Below are 22,869 nucleotides of genomic sequence, written 5' to 3'. Positions count from 1 at the left end.
TGGTGACCTTTCTCGCGGAGCATCGCGGGAATAGCTCAGCAGTGATGCCCGATGGTCCGGTATTCGGTCACGTGAACCGGGTGGGTGGGCGGCGCTGCCGGAAGCGGTCATCCTCGGCAGCGGTCCCATCGGGCATGGGGCGAATGAGCCGGCCTATAAGCCGGATTCTGTCCTCACCCGGAGGCGAGGGGCGACCATCCATCTGGGATGCGCATCGCTGCGCACCTCGGTGCGACCTACCCGCTGACATCGGACGGGCCGCCCATCAGCGCAGGCCCGAAGGCCCTCTTGGTCTTGCTCCCGGTGGGGTTTACCGAGCCACGACGGTCACCCGCCGCGCTGGTGAGCTCTTACCTCACCGTTTCACCCTTACCCGCACCCTCGTCATCGACGAGGGCCGCTGGCGGTCTGCTTTCTGTGGCACTGTCCCGCACGTCGCCGTGGGTGGCCGTTAGCCACCACCGTGCCCTGTGGAGTCCGGACTTTCCTCGACATCGTCGCCGATGCCGCGGCCGCCCGGCCGGCTCATTCGCGACTTCGATCGTACTCGTGCGACCCAGATCACGATGCACCGCGGCCCAGTACGCTGATAGGCTCATGAGTCGAAAGGGAGTAGTCCCCAATCGCTGCGTCGACATACTGAACGGCTCCGGCCGGTCCGGTGCAGCGGGCCAGATCACTGGCGGATGAGACTTTCGACCGGATCGTTGTATTCACGAGTCCGGTCGAGGACTCGTCGAACACGGCTCTTCGTCCGGACCCGGACGAGGAGCTTTTTTTACATGTGGGAAGCACTGGTGCTCAGCACCGTGGTGATCTTCGTGGCCGAGTTGGGCGACAAGAGCCAACTGATGGCCATGACCTTCGCCTCCCGGTACCGGGCGCGCGATGTGCTCATCGGCATCACCGCCGCCACCGCGATCGTGCACCTGGCATCCGTGGCCATCGGCTACTGGGTCGGTGAGGCTTTCTCGGACTACCAGGGCTGGATCTCGATCGCCGCGGGCATCGCCTTCATCGGCTTCGCGCTCTGGACCCTGCGCGGCGATGAGCTGACCGAGGACGAGGCCGACAAGGCCCGCACGAGCACCGGCAAGGCGCTGGTCGCGGTGGGTATCGCCTTCTTCCTCGCCGAGCTCGGCGACAAGACGATGCTCGCTACCATCACCCTCGCGGTCCGGGAGGACTGGTTCGGCGTATGGATCGGCAGCACGGTCGGCATGGTCGCAGCCGATGCCCTCGCCATCGTCGTCGGCTTCCTGCTCGGCAAGCGTCTGCCGGAGAAGTTCATCAAGTACGGTGCGGCGGCCGCCTTCGCGATCTTCGCCGTCATCCTGATCATCGAAGGCGTCCAGGCCGTCTGAATGCTCGGCTTCCTCACAGGGCGGTGAGATAGGCACCTCTCCACGGCCGCGAGAGGTGCGTGACCCACCGCCCACGGTCGCGAGAGGTTGACCAGCCACCGCCACCGGGTGGGGCGGTCGCGACGATCGGTAGGCTCGCAGGGTGCTGATCCTCCTTCCGCCGTCCGAGGGCAAGACCCGCCCGGTCGATGGCACACCGCTGGATCTGACCGCGCTCTCCCTGCCGCAGCTGAACCGGCAGCGCGAGCAACTGCTCAAGGCGCTGGTGCGGCTCTGCTCCGGGCGCGAGCAGCGGGCGATGGAAGTGCTCGGACTCGGTGCGACCCAGGCCGATGCCGTGGCCCGCAACGCCACCCTTTTCGAGGAGCCGACGGCTCGGGCCGACGCCGTCTACACCGGCGTGCTGTTCGAGCACCTCGACCCCGCCTCCTTCACCGACGACGAACGTTCCCGGGCCGACCAGACCCTCGCGATCGCGTCGGCGCTCTTCGGCCTCGTCCGCCCCGGTGACTCGATCCCGGCCTACCGGCTGTCGGCGGGCGTCTCGCTTCCCCGCCTCGGGACCGTCGCGTCCCGCTGGAAGCCGCTGCTCCCCGCCGCGATCGAGGAGCTCGCCGAGGGCCGGCTGGTGGTTGATCTGCGATCGGGCGGTTACGTCAACCTCGGCAAGCCCGGGGCCTCCCTCGCCTCCGCGACGATGCGCGTGCTGCACGAGAAGGACGGCGAACGCCGCGTCGTCAGTCACTTCAACAAGGCCACCAAGGGCCGCGTGGTCCGCCAGGTGCTGGCCGAGGACGTCGACGCGAAGGATCCTGAGGACCTCGCCGCAGCGCTACGTGATCTGGGCTGGACGGTGGAGGTCGACGGCGCTCGACTCGACCTCGTCGTCACCGAGCTCTGACTCGCCCCCTCACGGGACGAGGTTGAAGGCCCGGAGGCTCGCGTTGCCGTCCGGCCACCACGCCACCGTGCTGATCGACGCGGGAGCGAGCTCCATCGCGTAGATCGAGGACACCGGGGCGCCCAGCGCCTCGGCCACCAGCAGCTTGATCGGCGTGACATGCGTGACCACCGCGACCGTCCGGCCGTCGAACCGCTCCAGCAGTCCCTCCCGCGCCCCCCGTACGCGCGCGGCCACGACATCGAAGGACTCGCCGCCGGGCGGCGCCACCGCCGTCGACGCGAGCCACGAGGACAGCTCCTCGGGCCAGCGCTCGCGGATCTCGGCGAAGGTGTGACCGTCCCAGTCCCCGAAGGAGGTCTCGTTCACCCCGTCGTCGACCGAGGGCTCGACCCCGAGCCGTTCGGCCAGGTGACCGGCCGTCTGCCGCGTCCGCCGCAGAGGCGAACTCACGACGGCGCTGACATCTCCCCTGTCGGCGAGCCAATCGGCCGCGCGTCGCGCCTGCGCATGTCCTGCCTCGGTCAGCTCGGGATCGTCACCCCCGCTGCCGCTGAACGCCTTGCGCTCCGTCAAGCTCGTGACTCCGTGCCGCACCAGGATCAGCGTCGTGGCCCGGGTGGACGCCGATCCCCATCCCTGGGCCGGCGCCTGCTGGGCGGTGTCGACCTCGCCGGTCACAACCCCGACTCGGAGGTGCGCACCAGGATGCGGCTGCACTCGGGGCAGCGCAGCACTTCATCGTCCGGGGCCTGCGACAGCTCACGCAGGTCGGCGCCGTTGAGCTCCAGACGGCATCCCTCGCAGCGCTTGGCGCGCAGCAACGCGGCGCCGACCCCGCCCTGGTTGGCCCGCAGCTTCTCGTACAACGCGAGCAAGTCATCGGGTACCCGGGCGGCGAGGGCGCCTCGCCCCGCCTCAGCATCCGACAGCTCGGCGTCGATCTCCGCGAGCGCCGCGTCGCGTCGCGCGGCGACCTCGTCATGCTGCGCTCGCAGCTCATCGAGTGCGGCGACGACCTCGTCGAACTGACCCTGGGCCTCCTCGAGCGACTCCATGACCTCGAGCTCGGCGTCCTCGAGGGTGCCGATCCGCCGGTCGAGCGCGACGATCTCATGCTGCAGGCTCTCGAGGTCCTTGGGATTGGTCACGGCACCGGAGTTCAGCCGCTCCTCATTGCGGGCCCGGCGGGTCTTGACGAGCTCCACGTCTTGGTCGGCCTGCTTCTGCTCGCGTTCGAGATCGGATACCCGCGTGGAGGCCTCGATCCGGCGGCCGTCGAGGGTCGCGATCTCCGCTTCGAGCTCGCCGATGCGGGCGTTCTCGGGCAGCGCGACCCGGCGATGGTTCAACTGGGCGATGACAGAGTCCTTGGCCTGCAGATCGAGCAAGGTCTGCTGGGCGGACGGTTCAGCTTTCAGCGGGTGCTCCTCAGCTCAGCGTGGCGGACCACGGATCAGTCACGATGGTCGAGACGTGGGTCTCCACCGTACCGCCCAAACGGGCTCGAACCTCGCGCGCGGCCACCGGCAGCCAGGTCCATTCGGCCGCCCAGTGCGGCACATCGATCACCGCGCATGCCCCCGGGCGCTCGGAATGCTCGCTCACGGGGTGATGACGCAGGTCCGAGGTGACGTATACATCGGCTCCCACGGCATCGGCCCGCGCCAACAGAAAATCGCCCGATCCTCCGCAAAGGGCGACCGTGCGCACCTCCCGGTCCAGTTCGCCGGCGATGCGGGTGGCTCCCGAGTGACGCGGGAGCGCAGCCTTGACCTGCTCGGCGAAGGTCCACAAGGTCACCGGCTCGGCGATGACGCCGATGCGCCCGCTCCCCCGGTCGCTGGGCGACGCTGCCGTCTCGATGAGGTCGTAGGCGACCTCCTCATAGGGGTGGGCCTCCGTCATCGCTCGGCGCACCTGCTCGCGGAGCCGTCGCGGAGCCACCATCTCGATACGGACCTCATCGACGTACTCGACCGCGCCGACCTCGCCGATCGCCGGCGTCGCGCCGTCGAGAGGGCGGAAGGATCCCATGCCCCGCGACTGGAACTGAGCACGGTCGTAGTCGCCGATGCGCCCGGCTCCGGCATCGTGCATCGCGGCGGCGACCTCGTCGGCGACGTCGACCGGGACGAAGACCACCCACTTGTCCGGCCCTGGGTCGAGATCGTCCTCGAGGGGACGGATGTCGCCCAGACCGATCGCCTCGGCCATCGCCTCGGACACGCCGAGGGGCGGTGAGTCGGCATTGGTGTGGCATGTGTGCAGCGCGATGCCGTTGCTGAGCAGCGTGTGAATCACGCGCCCCTTGGGGTCGGTCGCGGCGACGGACGTGGTGCCCTTCAGGTAGAGCGGGTGATGCGTGACGATGAGATCGGCTCCCACGAGCACGGCCTCGTCGGCGACCGCCTGGACCGGATCGACGGCGAACAGGATGGTGCTGATCTCCGCCTCCGGGTCGCCGGCGACGGTGCCGACGGCGTCCCAGTCGTCCGCCCACGACGGATCATAGAGCTGGTCGAGGACGGCGACGACTTCTCGCAGAGTAGGCACGCGGCCACTCTAGGCGACGTCCGGGTGGCCCCATCTCGCCATCTGGTCCCCACCCGACTCCATCCGGCTTGTGGCCGGTTATGGCCCGTCTCACCCGCTTCCCGACGGCCACAACCAGCCACATCTGGGAGCCGGAGGCTCAGAGGGGTTCGCTGAGCGACTGGACGAGTGCGGGGATCTGCTCCTGAAGGATGCTCAGATCCGCCACGGGCGCGTCATCGCGGACGAAGGTATCGCGCAACGAGGTGTCGAACAGACCGAGCACCAGGCGGGTGGCTGCCCGCAGATCGATGGTCAGACGGCGTCCGAGACCCTCGCATGCCATCGCGATGATCTCGGCGAACTCCTCGTGGGTCTGCTCCCACAGCTCCACATAGGCGTCCGCGATCCGCCGGTGCCGCACGGCGTGGATGACGAACTCGTGATGCACGAGGAACCACGTGCGGTCGATCGGCTCGACCGCGGTGAAGCGCTCCAGCACCTGGGCGATGGAACCGAGATCACCGTGCCGCAGCTCATCGTCGACCGCTCCGCGCAGGGCCTGCACCATCCGCTCCTTCTCACGGTTGAACAGGTCGACGACCAGCTCGTCCTTGGAGTCGTAGTTGGAGTAGAAGGCACCGCGGGTGAACCCGGCGCGCTCGCAGATCTGCTCGACGGTCGCACCCTGGATTCCCGTCTCCGCCAGGACCTCCCGGGCGGCGTCCAACAGACGCGCACGGGTCGTGGCCCGACGTCGGGTGCCGTCGTGAACCGCCATGAGGTGCTCCCCTTCCCACTGCCCCGGGCACGGTGCGTCTCCGCGGCAAGACGAGCGTAGCCGCCCGGCAGGCCACCGCCTGCCCCCGGCGAGCCCTCTGCCGGTGAACCACCGACTGTGCGCAAGGACACATGGAGGGCCGTTCCGATACATGGACGCATTCGATACAGATATGTATCGTCGAGGCATGTCCGCTGCCCTCTACTCTCTCGGCCGCTGGTGCCACCGCCACGCCGGGCGCGTCATCGCCGGCTGGGTCGTGGTGCTCGCAGCTGCCGGGGGCCTCGCCGCCGCAGTCGGCGAGGGCACCCACGATGACTTCACGCTGCCGGGCACCGAGGGACAGGAAGCCCTCGACACGCTCACCCGGACCTTCCCCCAGATCGCCGGCATCTCGGCACAGATCGTCTACATCGCACCGGAGGGCGGCCGGGTCGACGATCCGGCCCTCCGCGAGGCCGCCGAGGCGACCCTCGAGCGTCTGGACGAGATGCCTCTGGTCGACGACGCGCTCTCCCCTTTCGACGATGTGGTGGACGGCACGATCAACACCGCCGGCGATGCCGCGATCATCCAGGTGCAGTTCTCCGGTGGTCCCTCCGATATCACCGACCAGGTCAAGACCGATCTCCGCGAGGCCACCGAACCGCTCGAAGCCGCCGGCGCGGAGGTCGAGCTCGGCGGCGGCGCCTTCATGAACACCGGGCCGACGATCACCTGGATGGAGGCCACCGGTGTCGTCGTGGCCTTCATCGTGCTCTGGATCGCACTCGGCTCCGGCCGAGCCGCCGTCATGCCGGTCCTCACCGCACTGATCGGCGTCGGCGTGACGATGAGCCTCATCTGGGCGCTGACGGCCGTGACCCATCTGGCCTCTCCGACGCCACTGCTCGCCCTGATGATCGGCCTCGCGGTCGGGATCGACTACGCCCTCTTCATCGTCTCCCGTCAGCGCGAGGAGCTCGGTCGCGGCGCGGATCCCGCCGAGGCGAGCGGCCGCGCGGTGGCGACCGGCGGCTCCGCCGTGGTCTTCGCCGGCATCACGACGCTCATCGCCCTCGCTGGACTCGCGATCGCTCGCATCCCGTTCCTGACCTGGATGGGCGTCACCGCCTCGGCCTCGGTCGCGATCGCGGTCGTCGTCGCGATCACGCTGCTCCCCGCGCTCATGGGACTGGCCGGGGACCGGCTCCGCCCGCGCCGCGATACTCGCGGGGATGCGCCGATCGCCCGGCGCTGGGTCCGCACGGTCACGGCCGCGCCCTGGGTGACCCTGGTGGTCGTTGTGCTCGCCCTCGGTGCGCTGGCGCTGCCGGGCCGCGATCTCGCACTCGCCCTTCCCGGGAACGGCACGGCGGAGGAGGGTTCCACCGAACGGGCCGCCTACGATCTCGTGGACGAGCACTTCGGCCCCGGCTTCAACAGCCCCATCCTGCTGACCGCGGACATCATCGACTCCCTCGACCCGGTCGGGCTGATGGACCAGTTGGGCGAGGAGGTCGCGTCTCTCGACGGTGTCGAGACCGTGGCCCTGTCCACGCCCAATCCCACCGCCGACACCGGTGTCGTCCAGTTCTTCCCGTCCACCGCCGCCGACGATCCGGCGACCGCCGACCTCGTCGAACGGCTCCGCGAAGCGGGTCCGCGATTCGAGCGCGACTACGGCGTGGCCACGGCCGTGACCGGGCAGACCGCGATGGAGATCGACGTCTCCGAGCAGCTGTCGAGCACACTGCTGCCCTTCGGCGCCTTCGTCGTGGTGCTCACCCTCCTGCTCCTGACGACCGTGTTCCGCTCCGTCGTGGTGCCCGTCAAGGCGGCCCTCGGCTATCTGCTCAGCGTCGGGGTGTCCTTCGGAGCCGTGGTGCTGGTCTTCGACCGGGGATGGGCCGCCGATCTGCTCGGCGTCGATCACCTCGGCCCGGTGATCAGCTTCCTGCCGATCCTGCTGATGGGCGTACTCTTCGGCCTGGCCATGGACTACGAGCTCTTCCTGGTCTCGCGCATGAAGGAGGAGTTCGCGCGAGACGGTGATGCGGATCGTGCCATCGAGGCGGGCTTCGCGACGAGCGGCCGGGTCGTGACAGCGGCGGCGATCGTGATGCTGGCCGTGTTCATCGCCTTCGTCCCCGAGAGCGACGCCATGGTCAAGCCCATCGCCTTCGCCCTCGCGGTCGGGGTGTTCGTCGACGCCTTCATCGTCCGGATGATCCTGGTGCCCGCCGTCATGAAGCTGCTCGGCTCGCGAGCCTGGTGGATCCCGTCCGCCCTCGACCGCTCGCTTCCTCGCCTGGACGTGGAAGGCGAGGCCCTCCACGAGCGAGTCGCTCGCGCGGACTGGCCGGGGGACGGCAGCCGGGTGGCGATCGAGTCGTTGACCCTGCCGTCGGGTCGCGTCATCGACCAGTGGCGAACCGCGGAATCCTGTGTGGTGGTCGAGGGCTCAGCGAGGGAGCGCGCCTTCGTCGCTCTGACCCTGTCCGGACGCGCACCGCAAGCCGACGGGACCGTGCGCATCGACGACCTCGTGCTGCCCTTCGACGCCGCCCGGCTTCGCCATCGGTCCGCATTGCTCACCGCGACCGATCTCGGTCGTCGTCGCAGCGTCGGTTCCTGGATGAGGGGACTCGGTGCCCCGGACCCGGAGACACGGTTGACGGAGGTCGCCGCCCGGGGCCTGGGCCCGGTGCCGCATCTCACCGACCGGGTCGCGGATCTCGGCCCCGCCGTCCGCGCTGCCCTGGCGGTCACCGCGTCGTCGGCTCACCTGATGGTCATCGACCTCGCCGATCTCGGCGAGGACCAGGCCCTGCGCGTCGTGGACGCCTGCCACGACCTCTTGTCCGCCGACCGGATTCTCGTCGCTACCGTCGCCCCTGGTGCTCTCTCAGCAGCCGGGGTCGCCACACTCTCCCTCGACCCGATGCCGGAGTTGATGACCGTATGAACGCCCATCGCCCTCGAGTCGCGCTGATCATCGCCCTCGCCGTGCCCCTCGTGGTCGCCCTGGCCGCCGTCGGTGCGGGTGCCACCGGTGGCACGGACAGTGTGCGCGCCGCCGTCGTCAACGAGGACGAGATCGTCTCGGTCACCGCCGATGACGGCACGGAGCAGCCCGTCGCAGTCGGCCGGCTGCTCGCCGCCGAGTTGACCGATGATGATGCCTTCGACTGGACGATCACCAACCGCACGGAGGCCGAGAGCGGCCTGGAGGACGGTACGTACGGTGCCGTCCTGATCATCGACTCCGACACATCGGCCGCGGCCGTCTCCCCCGCCGGAGTCCCGGCCGACGTGCGGCACGCGCACCTGCGGATCCAGACCTCCGATGCCGTCAGCCCCCTCGCCGGCGAACTCGCGCAGACCGTCACCGATGCGGCCCTCGCCGCGCTCAATGCCCAGGTCACGGAGACCTTCGTCGATAACATCCTCGTCTCCCTCGGGACCCTTCGGGGATCGCTCGCCGAGGCAGCGCAGGGGGCGACGACGCTCACCGCCGGGCAACGCGACCTGGCCGACGGCGCGGCTGAGCTCGCCGCCGGGATCGGTCGGCTGGAGAGCGGTGCGGGCGAGCTCGCCGATGGGACCTCTCAACTCGCCGATGGCGCAACGCAGGCGGCGACCGGGTCGGCGCAGCTCGCCGGGGGCCTCGATGAGCTCGATGACGGAGCCCAGGAGCTACGCGCTCGCACCGCCGAGCTGCCGGCGCAGACGGCCCAGCTCGATGCGGGAGCGCAGGAGCTGAAGGCCGGCGCGGAACAGCTGGACGCCGGCGTGCGGGAGATCGCCGACAGCGTCGCGCCGCTGTTCGATATCGCGCAGCACCTGACGGATCTGATCGTCGGCTGGTCGAACGAGTGCGTCGGCGCGGGTCTTCCTGCCGAGGTCTGCGCGACGGTCGACTCCATCGTCGCGGAGGCCGAACAGGTCAACGCCGAGATCCAGGCAGCGCGTGGACGCGTCGGCGAGCTCACGGCCGGCACCGGGCAGCTTGCCGCCGGACTGCAGCAGCTGAGCGATGCCACCGCCCGGCTCGCGGCCGAGGCTCCCCAGCTCACGGCCGGCATCGGGCAGCTGGCGGACGGCACCGCATCCGCCCGAACGGGAGCCGATGAGCTCGCCGGCGGCGCCGGCCAGCTCGCCGGTGGCGTCCGAGCCGCCGCCGACGGAGCGGCCGATCTGCGAGAAGGTGCCGGCCAGGCACGCTCCGGGAGCGGCGAACTCGCCGACGGCAGCGAGCAGCTGGCGGCAGGGGGCCGTGAACTCGCGGACGGCCTCGACGAGGGGGTCCGGCAGCTCCCGATCTATTCCGATGACGAGCGCGAACAGCTCAGCAAGGTCGCGGCGCGGCCGGTGACCGCGGAGAGCGCCACGAGCCATCGGATCGCTCCGTCATCCCTCCCGGTGCCATCGGCCGTCGTCATCGCCGCGCTCGCGGCGGCGGCTCTCGCGTGGTCCTTCCGCGCTCCCCTCGGACGCGGGGATCTGCTCGCCGGTTCTCCTCTGCGGCAAATCGTCGGCAGCCGTCTCCTGCCGACCGTCGCGCTCACAGTGGTGGCGATGGCCGCGGCGCTCGTCGCATTGGCCCTCTCGAACGGTCTCGGGGCCGCCTCCACGGTCCGTTTCACCGCCGTGGCGGTCCTCGGGACCCTCGCCTTGACCGCCCTCGGGCAGGGACTCACGGCCGCCGTCGGCCGCCTCGGTGCGGCGGCGATCGCCCTGCTCGCCGCCGTCGTCACCTTGAGCGTCCGGGTGCCGGAGGCAGCGAGCGACGGTGTGCGGCTGCTGTACACGGTCTCGCCGCTCACCCCGCTGCTGGAGGGATTGTGGGCGGAGCAGACCGGCACGGCCTCGCTCGGCGCGCCCCTCGCGCTGATCGCCTGGGGTCTCGTCGGCCTCGGCCTGTCCGCCTGGGCGGCTCAGCGGTGCCGTTCCGATGTCGCGAGCTGGTTCCTACGGCCGGCCTGAGACAGTCTCAGGAGCTAGTCGCCAACGCAGAGCGCCCCGGACCCCGTAGGCGGGGATCCGGGGCGCTCGCCCAAATCAGGCTCAGAGGTTGCTCTCGATATCGGCGCCCTCGCGCGCGGCATCGACGAGGGCCTGGTAGGTCTCCTGCTGCTTCTGGCTGCGGACCTGCTCCTCGAGCTGCTCACGGACCTCCTCGAAGGGCGGGAGCTCGGCACCCTCGCCTTGGGAGGCGACCGCCTGATCGTAGAGCTCGCGGAGCTCCTCCTCCGATGCGGGCGCATCGCCGATCTCGTCATCGACGAGAGACTGGACGGTCACGCCGTCGGCGATCTGCGCACGTACCTGTTCGGCGGAGAGGTCCTGCTGCTCCTCCAACTGGGCGAGATACTCCTCGGGGGACTCCACGCCGCTATTGGTGGCATAGGTCGCCAGGAGCTCGTCGATCTCCTCGTCCGTGGCGGTCAGGCCGCGCTCCTCAGCCTCCTGCACGAGGAGGCGGTTGTCGATGAGCAGGTCGAGGGTCTCCTGCTTGAGCTGGTCCTGATCGACGGGCTCCCCGGACATCTCCGCCTGGCCGGCCATCTGCTCGAACTGCGGCTCATAGATCGACACGAACTCGTCGTGGGTGATGTCCTCGCCATTGACCGTGGCGACGACATCGGGGATGCCGTCGAGGTCGGCCGACTGAGCCGAGGTCTCGCCCCCGGATCCGTCGTTGTCGTCGCCCCCGCGGGGCAGCACGGCCGCCAGCAGGACACCCAGTACGAGCAGGGCGGCCAGCAGTACGGCCACCAGCCTGGTTCGGTTCGACACGCGTTCTCCCTTGTCGTCGAGGTTGCCGCGACGACGCTAGCACTCGCCGCCTGATCCGCCGACCAGCTTGATTTGAACAATTCAAGTCTTGATAGACTGGCGGCGTAAGCACCGCCCCACGTGCCGCCGAGGTCACGTTCCGGGGTCCCTGCCCTGATCGCTCGCGAGAGCCCCTATTTCCACCCATCCAGTCGTCATAGATCAAGGAAGCCCAGATGAACGATCACGTCGATCCACCGCTCACCGACGAGGAGACCGAGTCCACCACCGTCACCGGCGAGGAGACCGAAGCGGCGGGCGCCTGCCCCGTCATGCACGATGCCCTCCCCCACCCCACACAGGGCGAGGCGAATCACGACTGGTGGCCCAACCGGCTGAACATCAAGATCCTCGCCAAGAACTCCGCGGAGCGCGATCCCTACGACCGCGACTTCGACTACGCCGAGGCCTTCGGTCGCCTCGACCTCGCCGAGGTCAAGCGCGACATCCACGAGACCCTGACCACCTCACAGGACTGGTGGCCGGCAGACTTCGGCCACTACGGTCCGCTCATCATCCGGATGGCCTGGCACAGCGCTGGTACCTACCGTCTCGGCGACGGCCGCGGTGGCGGTGGCCACGGCCAGCAGCGCTTCGCGCCCCTCAACAGCTGGCCGGACAATGTCGGTCTGGACAAGGCACGCCGCATCCTCTGGCCGGTCAAGAAGAAGTACGGGCAGAAGCTCTCCTGGGGCGATCTGATGATCCTGGCGGGCAATGTCGCGCTGGAGTCGATGGGCTTCGAGACCTTCGGCTATGCGGGCGGGCGCCCGGACGTGTGGGAGCCGGACGATGACGTCTACTGGGGCCCGGAGACCACCTGGCTCGGCAGCGATCAGCGCTTCAGCGGGGATCGCGAACTCGACAAGCCGCTCGCCGCGACCCACATGGGCCTCATCTACGTCAATCCCGAGGGCCCCGAAGGCGTTCCGGATCCGATCGCCGCGGCGCACGACATCCGGGAGACCTTCGCGCGCATGGGCATGAACGACGAGGAGACCGTCGCGCTCATCGCCGGTGGTCACACCTTCGGCAAGACCCACGGCGCGGCCCCCGACGACCACATCGGGCCCGACCCGGAGGCCGCTCCGATCGAGCAGCAGGGTCTGGGCTGGAAGAACACCTATGGCACCGGCAAGGGCGATGACCAGATCACCAGCGGCCTCGAGGTGACCTGGACCTATCACCCGACCCGCTGGGACAATGAGTTCTTCCACATCCTGTTCGCCTATGAGTGGGAGCTGTTCCAGAGCCCCGCGGGCGCGCATCAGTGGCGCCCTAAGAACGGCGCGGGCGACGGCCTGGTGCCCATGGCGCATTCGGACGGCAAGCGCGAGCCACGTATGCTCACGACCGACCTGTCGCTGCGCTTCGACCCGGCCTACGAGAAGATCTCGCGCCGCTTCCATGAGGACCCGCAGGCCTTCGCCGAGGCCTTCGCACGTGCCTGGTTCAAGCTGACCCACCGCGACATGGGTCCGAAGTCGCGTTACCTCGGGCCCGAGGTGCCGGCAGAGGACCTCATCTGGCAGGATCCCCTCCCGACCGTCGACCACGAGCTGATCGATGAGGCCGACGCCCGCGAGCTGAAGGCTCGGGTACTGGCCTCGGACCTGACGGTGCAGCAGCTGGTGTCGACCACCTGGGCGGCGGCCTCGACCTTCCGGGGCAGCGACAAGCGTGGTGGCGTCAACGGCGCGCGCATCCGTCTGGCACCGCAGAAAGACTGGGACGTCAACAACCCGGCCCAGCTGGCAACCGTGCTGAGCACCCTCGAGGGCATCCAGGAGGCGTTCAACGCCGAGCAGCCCGGTGGCAAGCGGGTCTCGCTCGCCGATCTCATCGTGCTCGCGGGCAATGCGGCGGTCGAGAAGGCGGCGAGGGATGCCGGTGTCGAGACGACGGTGCCCTTCCGTCCTGGTCGCGTCGACGCGACCCAGGAGCAGACCGACGTGGACCTGTTCTCCCATCTCGAGCCGGTGGCCGACGGCTTCCGCAATTACGACAGCGGCAAGGCGAACCTGCCGGCGGAGTATCTGCTGCTGGACCGGGCGAACCTGCTCACCCTCACCGCCCCGGAGACCACGGTGCTCGTGGGCGGCCTGCGGGCGCTGGGCGCGACCTATGACGGATCGTCGCTCGGTGTCTTCACCGACCGGCCAGGGGTGCTGACGAACGACTTCTTCGTCAATCTGCTCGACCTGGGCTCGACGTGGAGACCGCTCGACTCCGGCTCGCACGCCTTCGAGGGCCGCGATGCCGCCGGTGAGCTCATCGGGACCGGTACCCGCGCCGATCTGGTGTTCGGCTCGAACTCCGAGTTGCGCGCCCTCGCCGAGGTCTACGCGAGCGATGATGCGCACGAGAAGTTCGTGCTCGACTTCGTCGCCGCGTGGCGCAAGGTCACCGAGCTGGATCGCTTCGATCTGGCCTGAGCACCACCCACGGAACGCCGCCGGGACGAGAACTCGTCCCGGCGGCGTTCTCGCTTCATCGCCCCGCCGGTCGCGACAGAGGATGTGCTTTCGGGGTTACTATGGCGACCCTGAAAGCACATCCTCCGTCATACCGGGAGGCCGTGCAATGCCCGAAGCCCGGCGTCGACGATCGCCTCGGCGTCCGGATCGTGCCGCGCGTGCAGGCGTGCGTAGACCGGAGCGATCTCGTCATCGACGGGGCTCTCGCGCTCGCTCTCGACGATCGGATCGGTCATGGCACTGCCGATGACGAAATTCGACATCGCATAGGCGGTAGTGAGGGGGTCCGCCGCGCCGTCATCCTCGAGGAGCGCACAGAACCTCTCGGACAACCGCAGATAGGCAGGACCACGCGGAGCCCGCAGGCCGATGACCCGCGGCGCCCAGGGGTGACGACGCAGGTGACGGTAGTAGGCGAGGTACAGGCCGATGAGGTCCGTGCCCTCCATGCGCCGCTGGAGGTCGGCATCGTGGGCGAGCGTGTGGTCCAGCGCCAGATCGAGCAAGTCGTCGGCCGACTCGACGCGGGAGTACAGGCTCGCCGGGGCCACTCCCATCCGGCCGGCCAGCGCGCGCACGGTGAGCGCTTGGACGCCCCCTTCATCGAGCAGTCCCCCCGCCGCACGGGCCATGTCGTCGATGGCGACTGCCCGCGCACGACGCACCGGCTTCACGTGATCCCAGTAGCTCATGACCACCCCCTTATTCGAACGATGTTAGTTTAGTACTCATGCTGGACCTCTCGTTCCTCCCCCTCGTCGATGATCGCGTCCGACTGCGCCCGTTGAGAACGGAGGACGCCGAGGACTATGCCGAGGGCACGCAGGATCGGGCCGTCCGCCGCTATGCCCACCTCCCCGAGCCCCGCTACACGCCGACCACCGCCCGATCGATGATCGAAGGGGCTGCGCGCAGGGGCCTGGAACGCGGCGACCTCGCGGTGCTCGCCATCGCCGATCCCTCGGACGACCGGTTGCTCGGCAGCCTGGTGATCTTCGATGTGACCGACGAAGGCGCCGAGATCGGCTTCTGGCTGCGGCCGGACGCCCGGGGAGCCGGGCGCTCCGTCGCCGCGATCGATCTCGCGATCGGGCTCGTGCGGCGCAGCGGACTACACAGCCTGACCGCGCGGACCGTCACCGGCAACACCGCCTCTCAGCGGGTGCTGGAGCAGGCTGGCTTCACCGAGACCGGCCGCAATATCAGCACCGCCCCCTCTGGCCGGCGCATCGAGGCGGTGCGCTACACGCGGTGGCTGCCTCGACCGACACCCACCCTTCCCCTCACGAGCGAGCGACTCACGCTGCGACTGCACCGACCAGGCGACGTGGAGTGGCTGCGTCGCCTCTACGAACGTCCCGAGGTGGCCCGCTACCTGCTCGATCCGCCGTGGACCGCGCAGCTGGCCGAGACCCGTCTGAGCGAGCGCCTCACGAGGAGCGGCCTGGAGACGGACGCCGGTGCACTCGCCCTCGTCATCGAGCTCGATTCCTCCCCGATCGGCGATATCGCGCTCTGGCTGACCGATCCGGCCCGCGGGATCGCCGAGATCGGCTGGATACTCGATCCTGAGCACAGCGGTCGGGGCTACGCGCTCGAGGCGGTCAACCGGGTGCTCGACCTGGCGATCCACCACTACCGGCTCCACCGCGTGACGGCACAGATGGACGCACGCAATGGGGCATCGGCCCGATTGGCCGAGCGCGCCGGCATGCAGCGAGAGGCGCATCTGCGACAGGACTGGTGGAGCAAGGGCGAGTGGACCGACACGCTCGTCTACGGCGTGCTCGCCGCCGATCGCCGGACGCGAGAATGAGCACATGCCCGAGACCTTCGATGAGTTGATCGCCGCGAGAACGACAGCCGATGTGTCGGGATGGGATCTCGACTGGCTGGACGGGCGCGCCGCGGAGGCGCGGCCGGCGTGGGTCTACCAGGCTGCTCGCCGACCGTAGTGCCGACGATCAGCGCTGATCGCGTCGCAGCGGATGGTCCCGAGGCACCTCGACGAGCACGATCCGGATGCCGTCGGGATCGGCGATCCATGCCTCGATGAGCCCCCACGCTTCGGTGCGCGGCTCCCTCAGTGCCGTCACTCCCGTCGCGATGAGACGGTCGTACTCGACAGCGACATTGCGGACCTGCAACCACAGTTCGACCGGTGATGATCCTCGCTCGTCCGCGCGACCGGAGACCTCCAGCAGACCGTTACCACAGAAGAACACGGTGCCCGGGGACTCGGGCGGACCGAACTCGCGGTGTATCGCGAGCCCGAGGGTGTCGCGATAGAACACGCGACTGCGCTCGAGATCGACCGGTCGCAACAGGGCCCGACTGCTCAGCACCTCCATGCTTCCCATCATGGCATCGATGGCGGTTCCGCGAGGGATACCGCGAGCCGGTCAGTTCGCGACCGCCCCGTCGGCGATGGTGATGGACGCGGCAGTGATCGATCTAGACGATCTCCCGATTGCAGCGTGGCGCGCGGCCGGCCTCGTCGTGAGGAAGATGGTGCGCGCCGCTGGGACGGCCGCTCGGCGGTCGATCGTCAACCTCACCGGTCCGATGAGGTTGACCACGTACCGCTCCCCCCACCCTGCGGGGGTCCTCGCCCCTCTTCGCGCACCTCGCTGGCGCTCGGTGGGCGAAGAGGGACTCGACTCCCCCAAGCTCTCCGCAGAGCTCCGAGCAGGGGGCACCCCCACCCTGCGGGGGGTCCTCGTCCCTCTTCGCGCACCTCGCTGGCGCTCGGTGGGCGAAGAGGGACTCGAACCCCCGGCCTTCCGGGTGTAAACCGGATGCTCTAACCAACTGAGCTATTCGCCCGAGCGACCTGACGGTCGGGTCGCAACGATAGCGCACCCCGTACCGGCGGTGGACCGTCAACCTCTCCGACCGCCTGATCAGGTTGGCGACGTACCGCCACCGGTCCGCCCGGCACGAGGTGAGGTTGATGGGCTGCCGTCACCGCCGGCTGCGCCGAGAACGAAGCCGTGCCGCCAGGGTCTCGGGTCCCTGGCGGCACGGTCAGTCCATCAAAGCAGATGTTCCTTCGCCCTGGTGGCGGAATTCACAAGATTGAGGGCATTCTCAGCCGATGAGATCGGCCACGGCCTCGCGGTAACCCGACAGATCGCGAGCCTCGCCGATCTGATTCTCGACCTTCCAGCGCACGACACCCTCGGCATCGATGAGATAGGTGCCTCGCAGGGCGCACCCGAGATCCTCGTTGAAGATGCCGTAGGACTTCGTGACCTCGCCGTGCGGCCAGAAATCGCTCAGCAAGGAGAACTGGTAGCCGTCCTGTTCGGCATAAGCACGCAGGGAGAACATCGGATCGCACGACACGGCGAGCAGCTCCACGCCCGCATCGGAGAACACCGCGAGATTGTCCCGCAACTCGCACAGCTCCCCCGTGCAGATGCCGCTGAAAGCGAAGGGATAGAAGACGAGCGCGACCGGCGTGCCGCGCAGGTCGGCGAGCGACACATCCTCGCCGTGCTGGTTCTTGAGAGTGAAGTCCGGGGCCTGCTGGCCGATCTCGATGGTCATGACGACGAGCCTAGCGGGCACACGCTTCAGCGCCGGTGCGTGGAGAGCTTGGTGACGGCCCAGTCCTCTCCGGCGGGGGAGGTCGTGGTGACCGACAGCCCCGCGATCGGAGCGGCCTCACCGACATCCGCGCCACTCACATGGCCCTCACGACCCACCTTGGGGGTCAGCAACCAGACGAAGCCGCCTTCGGCGACGTCCTGCAGGGCGTCCATGAGGCCCTCGGCGAGATCGCCGTCGCCGTCGCGCCACCACAGGATCACCCCGTCGACCACCTCGCCGACATCACCGTCGACCAGCTCATTGCCCGTGTGCTTCGCGATCGCACCGCGGAGGTCGTCGTCGACGTCCTCGTCCCACCCGAGCTCTTGAATCACCGTGTCGGGGGCGAATCCCATCTTGCCGGCGTCCACCCGTTCCTCCTCGTGGTTGATGGCGGAAAACCTACCGAAAAGTAGGTACTCCGAGAGTGCTGCCGGTCTCACACTAGCGGAGACGAAGTGGAATGATGGAGAAGTCCACCCGACACCCAAGGGAGCTTTCCATGCCGCAATCCGGCTCTGAACGTCCGCCCATCATCCACGAGGGTATGCCGACCCAGCTGCCCGACATCGATTCGGAGGAGACCCGCGAGTGGGTCGACTCGCTCGATGCGATGGTCGACGACCGTGGACGCGAACGTGCTCGCTACGTGATGTTGCGTCTGCTGGAGCGCGCTCGCGAGAAGAACGTGGGCGTGCCCGCACTGCGCAGCACCGACTACATCAACACGATCCCGCCGGAGCGTGAGCCCGAATTCCCCGGCGACGAGGACATCGAACGACGCATCCGTTCCTATATCCGGTGGAACGCCGCCGTCATGGTGTCGCGCGCCAACCGGCCGGGACTCGGCGTCGGCGGCCACATCGCGACCTACCAGTCCGCGGCCAGTCTGTACGAGGTCGGCTTCAACCACTTCTTCCGCGGCAAGGACCATCCCGGCGGTGGCGATCAGATCTTCTACCAGGGCCACGCCGCCCCCGGCATCTACGCCCGCTCCTTCCTCGAGGGCCGGTTCAGCGAGCAGCAGCTCGACCGCTTCCGTCAGGAGCACTCGCACGGCTTCGGCAACGGCCTGTCCTCATATCCCCACCCCCGGCTCATGCCGAATTACTGGGAGTTCCCCACCGTCTCGATGGGTCTCGCCGCGATCAACTCGATCTACCAGGCGCGGTTCAACCGCTACCTGCAGAACCGCGGCATCAAGGACACCAGCGAGCAGCATGTCTGGACCTTCCTCGGCGATGGCGAGATGGGTGAGCCGGAGTCTCTCGGCGCGATCGGCGTCGCGGCGCGCGAGCAGCTCGACAACCTCACCTTCGTCATCAACTGCAATCTGCAGCAGCTCGACGGCCCGGTCCGCGGCAACGGCAAGGTCATCCAGGAACTGGAGTCGATGTTCCTCGGCGCCGGCTGGAATGTCATCAAGGTCGTCTGGGGGCGTCAGTGGGACGACCTCCTGGCCAAAGACACCGACGGCGTCCTCGTCAACCAGATGAATCGCACGCCCGATGGCGAGTTCCAGACCCTCTCGGTCGAGTCCGGTGCCTACAACCGCGAGCACTTCTTCGGTGCCGATCCGCAGCTGCTGAAGATGGTCGAGCACCTGACCGATGAGGACATCGAGAAGCTGCCACGCGGCGGCCACGACTATCGCAAGGTGTATGCGGCCTTCGACGCGGCACGCAAGCACACCGGTCAGCCGACCGTGATCCTGGCGCACACCGTCAAGGGATGGCTGCTGGAGTCCTTCCAGGCACGCAACGCCACCCACCAGATGAAGAAGCTGACCAAGGACGATCTGAAGAACTTCCGTGACCGGCTGCACATCCCGGTCACCGACGAGCAGATCGACTCCAGCGATATCGCGCCCTTCTACCATCCGGGTAAGGACAGCGACGACATCCAGTACATGCTCGAACGTCGCAAGCAGCTGGGCGGCTCGCTGCCCAAGCGCGTCATCCGTGGCACCGACCTGGAGCTGCCCGACAAGAAGTTCTACGGCGAGCTCAAGAAGGGCTCGGGCAAGCAGCAGATCGCCACCACGATGGCCTTCGTACGTCTGCTGCGCGATCTGATGAAGGACAAGAACATCGGCCCGCGCATCGTGCCGATCGCCCCGGACGAGTACCGCACGTTCGGCATGGACTCGATGTTCCCCTCGAACAAGATCTACAGCCCGCAGGGCCAGACCTATCAGTCGGTCGACCGCAAACTGCTGCTGGCCTACAAGGAGTCCGAGTCCGGTCAGCTGCTGCACGAGGGCATCAGCGAGGCCGGCGCGATGGGCTCGGCGATCGCCGCCGGCAGCGCCTATGCCACGCACGGCGAGCCGATGATCCCGGTCTACATGTTCTACTCCATGTTCGGTTTCCAGCGCACCGGCGACTCGATCTGGGCGATGGCCGACCAGATGTCGCGCGGCTTCCTCGTGGGCGCCACGGCCGGCCGCACGACGTTGACCGGTGAGGGACTGCAGCATGCGGACGGGCACTCGCCGCTGCTGGCGAGCACCAATCCGGCCGTCGAGCACTACGACCCGGCCTTTGCCTTCGAGATCAGCCACATCGTCGAGGACGGCCTGCGGCGAATGTACGGTGCCGATGCGGAGAACGTCATCTATTACTTGACGGTCTACAACGAGCCCATCAGCCAGCCGGCCGAGCCGGAGGATCTCGACGTCGACGGGGTGCTGAAGGGCGCCTACCGTTACCGCAAGGCGGAGAGCGGCCAGGCCCGTGCGCGCATCCTCGCCTCAGGAGTCTCGGTCCCGTGGGCTCTACAGGCGCAGGAGATCCTCGCCGAGGAGTACGACGTGGCCGCCGATGTCTGGTCGGTCACGTCCTGGAACCAGCTCGCCCGCGACGGCCACGAGACCGAGGTGCGCAACTTCAACCACCTCGGCGAGGAGCGCGAGGTCCCCTACATCACCCGGGCCCTGTCCGAGGACCCGCAGATCGTGTCGGTGGGCGTCAGCGACTACATGCGCTCCGTGCAGGACCAGATCGCCCGCTGGGTCCCCGGACCCTGGCAGTCGCTCGGGGCCGATGGATTCGGCTTCGCCGACACACGTGCCGCGGCCCGGCGCTTTTTCCAGATCGACGCCGAGTCGATCGTAGTCGCGGTGCTCGCCGAGCTCGCCGCCCAGGGTGAGATCGAGGTCAAGGTCGCCCGCGAGGCGTACGAGCGCTTCCAGCTCGACGATCCGAGCGCGATGGCCGGTGTCCCCCAGGAGGGCGCCGACGCCTGACCGGCGACATCCCCGATGACGGGCCGCGGCACATCGCCGCGGCCCGTCATCGTGCGTATCGCGCTGAAGCCGCCCTAGAACAGTCCCCCTAGACTGTTCCCCATGCTCGGACGAACTTGGGACTTCTTGCGTCGCTGGCCTTACACCTTCGGTGCCGCCTTGGCCCTCGTCGTCGGCATCTTCACGCTCATCATGTCCAGCCACCTGGGCGTTCCGCTACGCGATCCCGAGGGATTCCTCGGACCGGCCTACGTGCGTCTACCGCTGATGGCCCTGGCCTTCTTCGCCGTCGGCGTCATCCCCATGGCCATCAAGCGCCGCGGCATCAAGAAGATCGTCCCCGGCATCGCCGATGTGATTCGCTACGAATGGACCTGGGGCCGCGTGGTCCACATCGCCTCCGGTCTGCTCGTCTTCTACGTCTGCTACGTCTGCTACCGCAACCTGAAGAGCTATCTTCCGGTGCTGCGCGAGGGTGTGCTCTACGACCGGATGTTCGCCGAGTGGGACTACTGGGTCACCTTCGGCCACCAACCCGGCGAGTTGCTGCACCAGCTGCTCGGCACCGGCTTCAACGCACAGGTCCTGTCCTTCATCTATCTGACGTATCTGATGCTGATCCCGATCACCCTCGGCGCCTTCTTGGTGCTGAACCGGGACGTGTCCCTGGGCGCCTGGTACGCCACCGCCCTCGCGCTGAACTGGATCCTGGGCACCGTCAGCTACTACATCTGGCCTTCACTCGGACCGGCATTCTTCCAGCCCCAGTTCTTCACCGACCTGGAGGAATCGGGGGTCACGGCGCTGCAGCAGAGTCTCTTCCGCAACGCCTCTGCCTTCAAGGAAGATCCGAGCGGACAGTTCATCTACGGCATCGCCGGCTTCGCCTCTCTGCACGTGTCCGTCACCTTCACCGCTGCGCTGTTCTTCCAGCGCACCGACCAGAGCCGCTTCATCCAGGCCCTGGGCTGGGTCTACTTCGCGCTGACCGTCCTCGCCACGATCTACTTCGGCTGGCACTACCTCGCCGACGATGTCGGCGGCATCCTGATCGGCTGGCTCTCGGTCGCGATCGGCGGCTGGGCCACGGGCAACGGGTTCTGGCGACAACGCCATCACAAGATTCAGCTGACGGCGGACCCGGACGACTCACGGGGAACCGTGTCCAAGGCGAACTGATCGCCCCGACGCAGCAATGCACGCCAACGCCCCCGGTGATACTGAGCCGGGGGCTTGGCGGCGCAGAACTCGATGACGAGGTCACTGAACCGCTCGGGCTCGTCGCGATGCGGGAAGTGCCCCGAGTGCTCGAAGACCCGTACCTCGGAGTTGACGAGGGCGGGCGCGTTCTCGGCGTGCTCGACCGGGATCACATGATCCTGCGCTCCCCAAACGACCAACACGGGCATGAGCCGGGCGAGATAGGCGCGGTCGGTCATCGTCACGTACTGCCCGCGCCAGTCCATCACCGTGCTGCTCAACCGCAGCACGGCCTTGCGCTGCCCCGGATCGGCGAGCTTGACGTAGATGTCCGCCACCTCGCCCAGGTCGCGGAACAGCGGCCCCGGTAGACGTGACAGGGTCCGCATGACATCGGCGACCGGCCGTCGCCAGGGGCGTGCCGTCGCCACCGAGAGCGCCGCGGAGGAGCCCGGCAGTGTCAGCATCCGGATAAGCGGCGTGACATCGCGCCCCAGGCCACCGGGAGCCACCAGCACGACGCGCTCGGTGCGCTCGGGAAACTGGTAGGCGAACTGCATCGCCACCCCTCCCCCGAAGCTGTGCCCGACGACGGTCACCTTGTCGATGCCGAGGACGGTGAGCAGGTCGCGCATGCCGTTGGCGTAGCCGCCGAGCGAGTAGTCCGCATCGGGTTTGTCGGAGTCGCCGTGCCCGAGCAGGTCCGGGGCGATGACCGTGAAGTGCTCGGCCAACCGGTCCATGATGGGTGCCCAGGTGGTGGAATCGCAGCCGAGACCGTGGAGGAGGAGCAGTACCGGGCCGGTCCCGCGACGCCGATAGACGCGGCGATATCCGTGGATCACCTCGCAATGCAGGTCAGGATCCTCGGGGACCGTGCGCGCAGCCATCTGGCCATGGTAGTGCCGGGTGGCGGGACGCGACGCACGGAACGCGCGGGCGAGGGCATG

General features: G+C 68.3%; 19 protein-coding genes, 1 tRNA gene and 1 other RNA gene. 9 read left to right on the top strand and 12 right to left on the bottom strand.

Annotation, left to right across the window (positions count from 1 at the left end):
* Positions 1 to 140: 140 nt before the first annotated feature.
* An RNA gene (gene rnpB, locus BHE97_RS10235) (RNase P RNA component class A) lies at positions 141 to 528 on the bottom strand.
* A gap of 254 nt (positions 529 to 782) precedes the next feature.
* On the opposite strand from rnpB, the gene BHE97_RS10230 reads away from it, so the two are divergent.
* Positions 783 to 1,364, top strand: coding sequence for a TMEM165/GDT1 family protein (locus tag BHE97_RS10230; RefSeq protein ID WP_087623935.1), 582 nt, complete (start codon positions 783 to 785; stop codon positions 1,362 to 1,364).
* 142 nt (positions 1,365 to 1,506) lie between these two features.
* Positions 1,507 to 2,265 (top strand): peroxide stress protein YaaA, encoded by a 759-nt coding sequence (locus BHE97_RS10225; protein WP_087623934.1) that lies wholly within the window; start codon positions 1,507 to 1,509, stop codon positions 2,263 to 2,265.
* Between the two features lie 9 nt (positions 2,266 to 2,274).
* Here the strand turns inward: BHE97_RS10225 and BHE97_RS10220 are convergent, their stop codons facing one another.
* From BHE97_RS10220 to BHE97_RS10205, 4 genes are all read right to left on the bottom strand, one after another.
* A complete protein-coding gene (locus BHE97_RS10220) occupies positions 2,275 to 2,946 on the bottom strand; it encodes a histidine phosphatase family protein (protein WP_236757633.1) in 672 nt (223 codons plus the stop codon).
* Positions 2,943 to 3,656 (bottom strand): C4-type zinc ribbon domain-containing protein, encoded by a 714-nt coding sequence (locus tag BHE97_RS10215; protein WP_236757632.1) that lies wholly within the window; start codon positions 3,654 to 3,656, stop codon positions 2,943 to 2,945. The genes BHE97_RS10220 and BHE97_RS10215 overlap by 4 nt, the downstream gene beginning before the upstream one ends.
* A gap of 40 nt (positions 3,657 to 3,696) precedes the next feature.
* A complete protein-coding gene (locus BHE97_RS10210; RefSeq protein ID WP_087623931.1) occupies positions 3,697 to 4,821 on the bottom strand; it encodes a Nif3-like dinuclear metal center hexameric protein in 1,125 nt (374 codons plus the stop codon).
* A gap of 139 nt (positions 4,822 to 4,960) precedes the next feature.
* The gene (locus tag BHE97_RS10205; protein ID WP_087623930.1) at positions 4,961 to 5,581 is read right to left on the bottom strand and encodes a TetR/AcrR family transcriptional regulator; all 621 of its coding nucleotides are present in this window, start codon (positions 5,579 to 5,581) and stop codon (positions 4,961 to 4,963) included.
* A gap of 187 nt (positions 5,582 to 5,768) precedes the next feature.
* Here BHE97_RS10205 and BHE97_RS10200 point away from each other — a divergent pair, with 187 nt between their 5' ends.
* On the top strand, positions 5,769 to 8,528 hold the full coding sequence (locus tag BHE97_RS10200) for an MMPL family transporter (protein ID WP_170931361.1): 2,760 nt from the start codon (positions 5,769 to 5,771) through the stop codon (positions 8,526 to 8,528).
* Positions 8,525 to 10,549 (top strand): hypothetical protein, encoded by a 2,025-nt coding sequence (locus BHE97_RS10195; protein WP_087623928.1) that lies wholly within the window; start codon positions 8,525 to 8,527, stop codon positions 10,547 to 10,549. Before BHE97_RS10200 ends, BHE97_RS10195 begins: the two co-directional genes overlap by 4 nt.
* An 81-nt stretch (positions 10,550 to 10,630) precedes the next feature.
* Here BHE97_RS10195 and BHE97_RS10190 read toward each other — a convergent pair whose 3' ends face one another.
* Positions 10,631 to 11,362 carry a SurA N-terminal domain-containing protein gene (locus BHE97_RS10190; protein WP_087623927.1) on the bottom strand — a complete coding sequence of 244 codons (732 nt, stop codon included), beginning with the start codon at positions 11,360 to 11,362 and terminating at the stop codon, positions 10,631 to 10,633.
* Positions 11,363 to 11,577: 215 nt separating this feature from the next.
* Here BHE97_RS10190 and katG point away from each other — a divergent pair, with 215 nt between their 5' ends.
* Complete coding sequence (gene katG, locus BHE97_RS10185; protein WP_087623926.1) at positions 11,578 to 13,836, top strand: catalase/peroxidase HPI; 2,259 nt, start codon at positions 11,578 to 11,580, stop codon at positions 13,834 to 13,836.
* Positions 13,837 to 13,964: 128 nt separating this feature from the next.
* Here katG and BHE97_RS10180 read toward each other — a convergent pair whose 3' ends face one another.
* Entirely contained in the window at positions 13,965 to 14,570 is a 606-nt protein-coding gene (locus BHE97_RS10180; protein ID WP_087624037.1) for a TetR family transcriptional regulator, read from the bottom strand.
* Positions 14,571 to 14,608: 38 nt separating this feature from the next.
* Between BHE97_RS10180 and BHE97_RS10175 the strand changes: the two genes are divergently transcribed.
* Positions 14,609 to 15,694 (top strand): GNAT family N-acetyltransferase, encoded by a 1,086-nt coding sequence (locus tag BHE97_RS10175; RefSeq protein ID WP_087623925.1) that lies wholly within the window; start codon positions 14,609 to 14,611, stop codon positions 15,692 to 15,694.
* 4 nt (positions 15,695 to 15,698) lie between these two features.
* Positions 15,699 to 15,833: a hypothetical protein gene (locus BHE97_RS20980; protein ID WP_272896907.1), complete on the top strand. Its 135-nt coding sequence runs from the start codon at positions 15,699 to 15,701 to the stop codon at positions 15,831 to 15,833.
* A 9-nt stretch (positions 15,834 to 15,842) separates the two neighbouring features.
* Here BHE97_RS20980 and BHE97_RS10170 read toward each other — a convergent pair whose 3' ends face one another.
* The 4 genes from BHE97_RS10170 to BHE97_RS10155 form a co-directional block, all read right to left on the bottom strand.
* Positions 15,843 to 16,229 (bottom strand): VOC family protein, encoded by a 387-nt coding sequence (locus tag BHE97_RS10170; RefSeq protein ID WP_087624036.1) that lies wholly within the window; start codon positions 16,227 to 16,229, stop codon positions 15,843 to 15,845.
* Positions 16,230 to 16,630: 401 nt separating this feature from the next.
* Positions 16,631 to 16,704, bottom strand: a tRNA-Val gene (locus BHE97_RS10165).
* Between the two features lie 264 nt (positions 16,705 to 16,968).
* Positions 16,969 to 17,430, bottom strand: coding sequence for a peroxiredoxin (locus BHE97_RS10160; RefSeq protein WP_087623924.1), 462 nt, complete (start codon positions 17,428 to 17,430; stop codon positions 16,969 to 16,971).
* Between the two features lie 26 nt (positions 17,431 to 17,456).
* Positions 17,457 to 17,843 (bottom strand): DUF3052 domain-containing protein, encoded by a 387-nt coding sequence (locus BHE97_RS10155; protein ID WP_087623923.1) that lies wholly within the window; start codon positions 17,841 to 17,843, stop codon positions 17,457 to 17,459.
* Positions 17,844 to 17,974: 131 nt separating this feature from the next.
* On the opposite strand from BHE97_RS10155, the gene aceE reads away from it, so the two are divergent.
* Positions 17,975 to 20,719 (top strand): pyruvate dehydrogenase (acetyl-transferring), homodimeric type, encoded by a 2,745-nt coding sequence (gene aceE / locus BHE97_RS10150; protein WP_087623922.1) that lies wholly within the window; start codon positions 17,975 to 17,977, stop codon positions 20,717 to 20,719.
* Between the two features lie 102 nt (positions 20,720 to 20,821).
* Positions 20,822 to 21,898, top strand: coding sequence for a phosphatase PAP2 family protein (locus BHE97_RS10145; RefSeq protein WP_236757631.1), 1,077 nt, complete (start codon positions 20,822 to 20,824; stop codon positions 21,896 to 21,898).
* On the opposite strand, the gene BHE97_RS10140 is transcribed toward BHE97_RS10145, so the two are convergent.
* Positions 21,844 to 22,809 (bottom strand): alpha/beta fold hydrolase, encoded by a 966-nt coding sequence (locus BHE97_RS10140; protein ID WP_087623921.1) that lies wholly within the window; start codon positions 22,807 to 22,809, stop codon positions 21,844 to 21,846. The genes BHE97_RS10145 and BHE97_RS10140 overlap by 55 nt on opposite strands.
* Between the last annotated feature and the right edge of the window lie 60 nt (positions 22,810 to 22,869).

It is taken from the genome of Aeromicrobium sp. PE09-221 (assembly GCF_002174305.1).
In the GTDB taxonomy this organism is placed as follows: domain Bacteria; phylum Actinomycetota; class Actinomycetes; order Propionibacteriales; family Nocardioidaceae; genus Aeromicrobium.
This window is presented reverse-complemented; position numbering and strand designations above follow the sequence as displayed.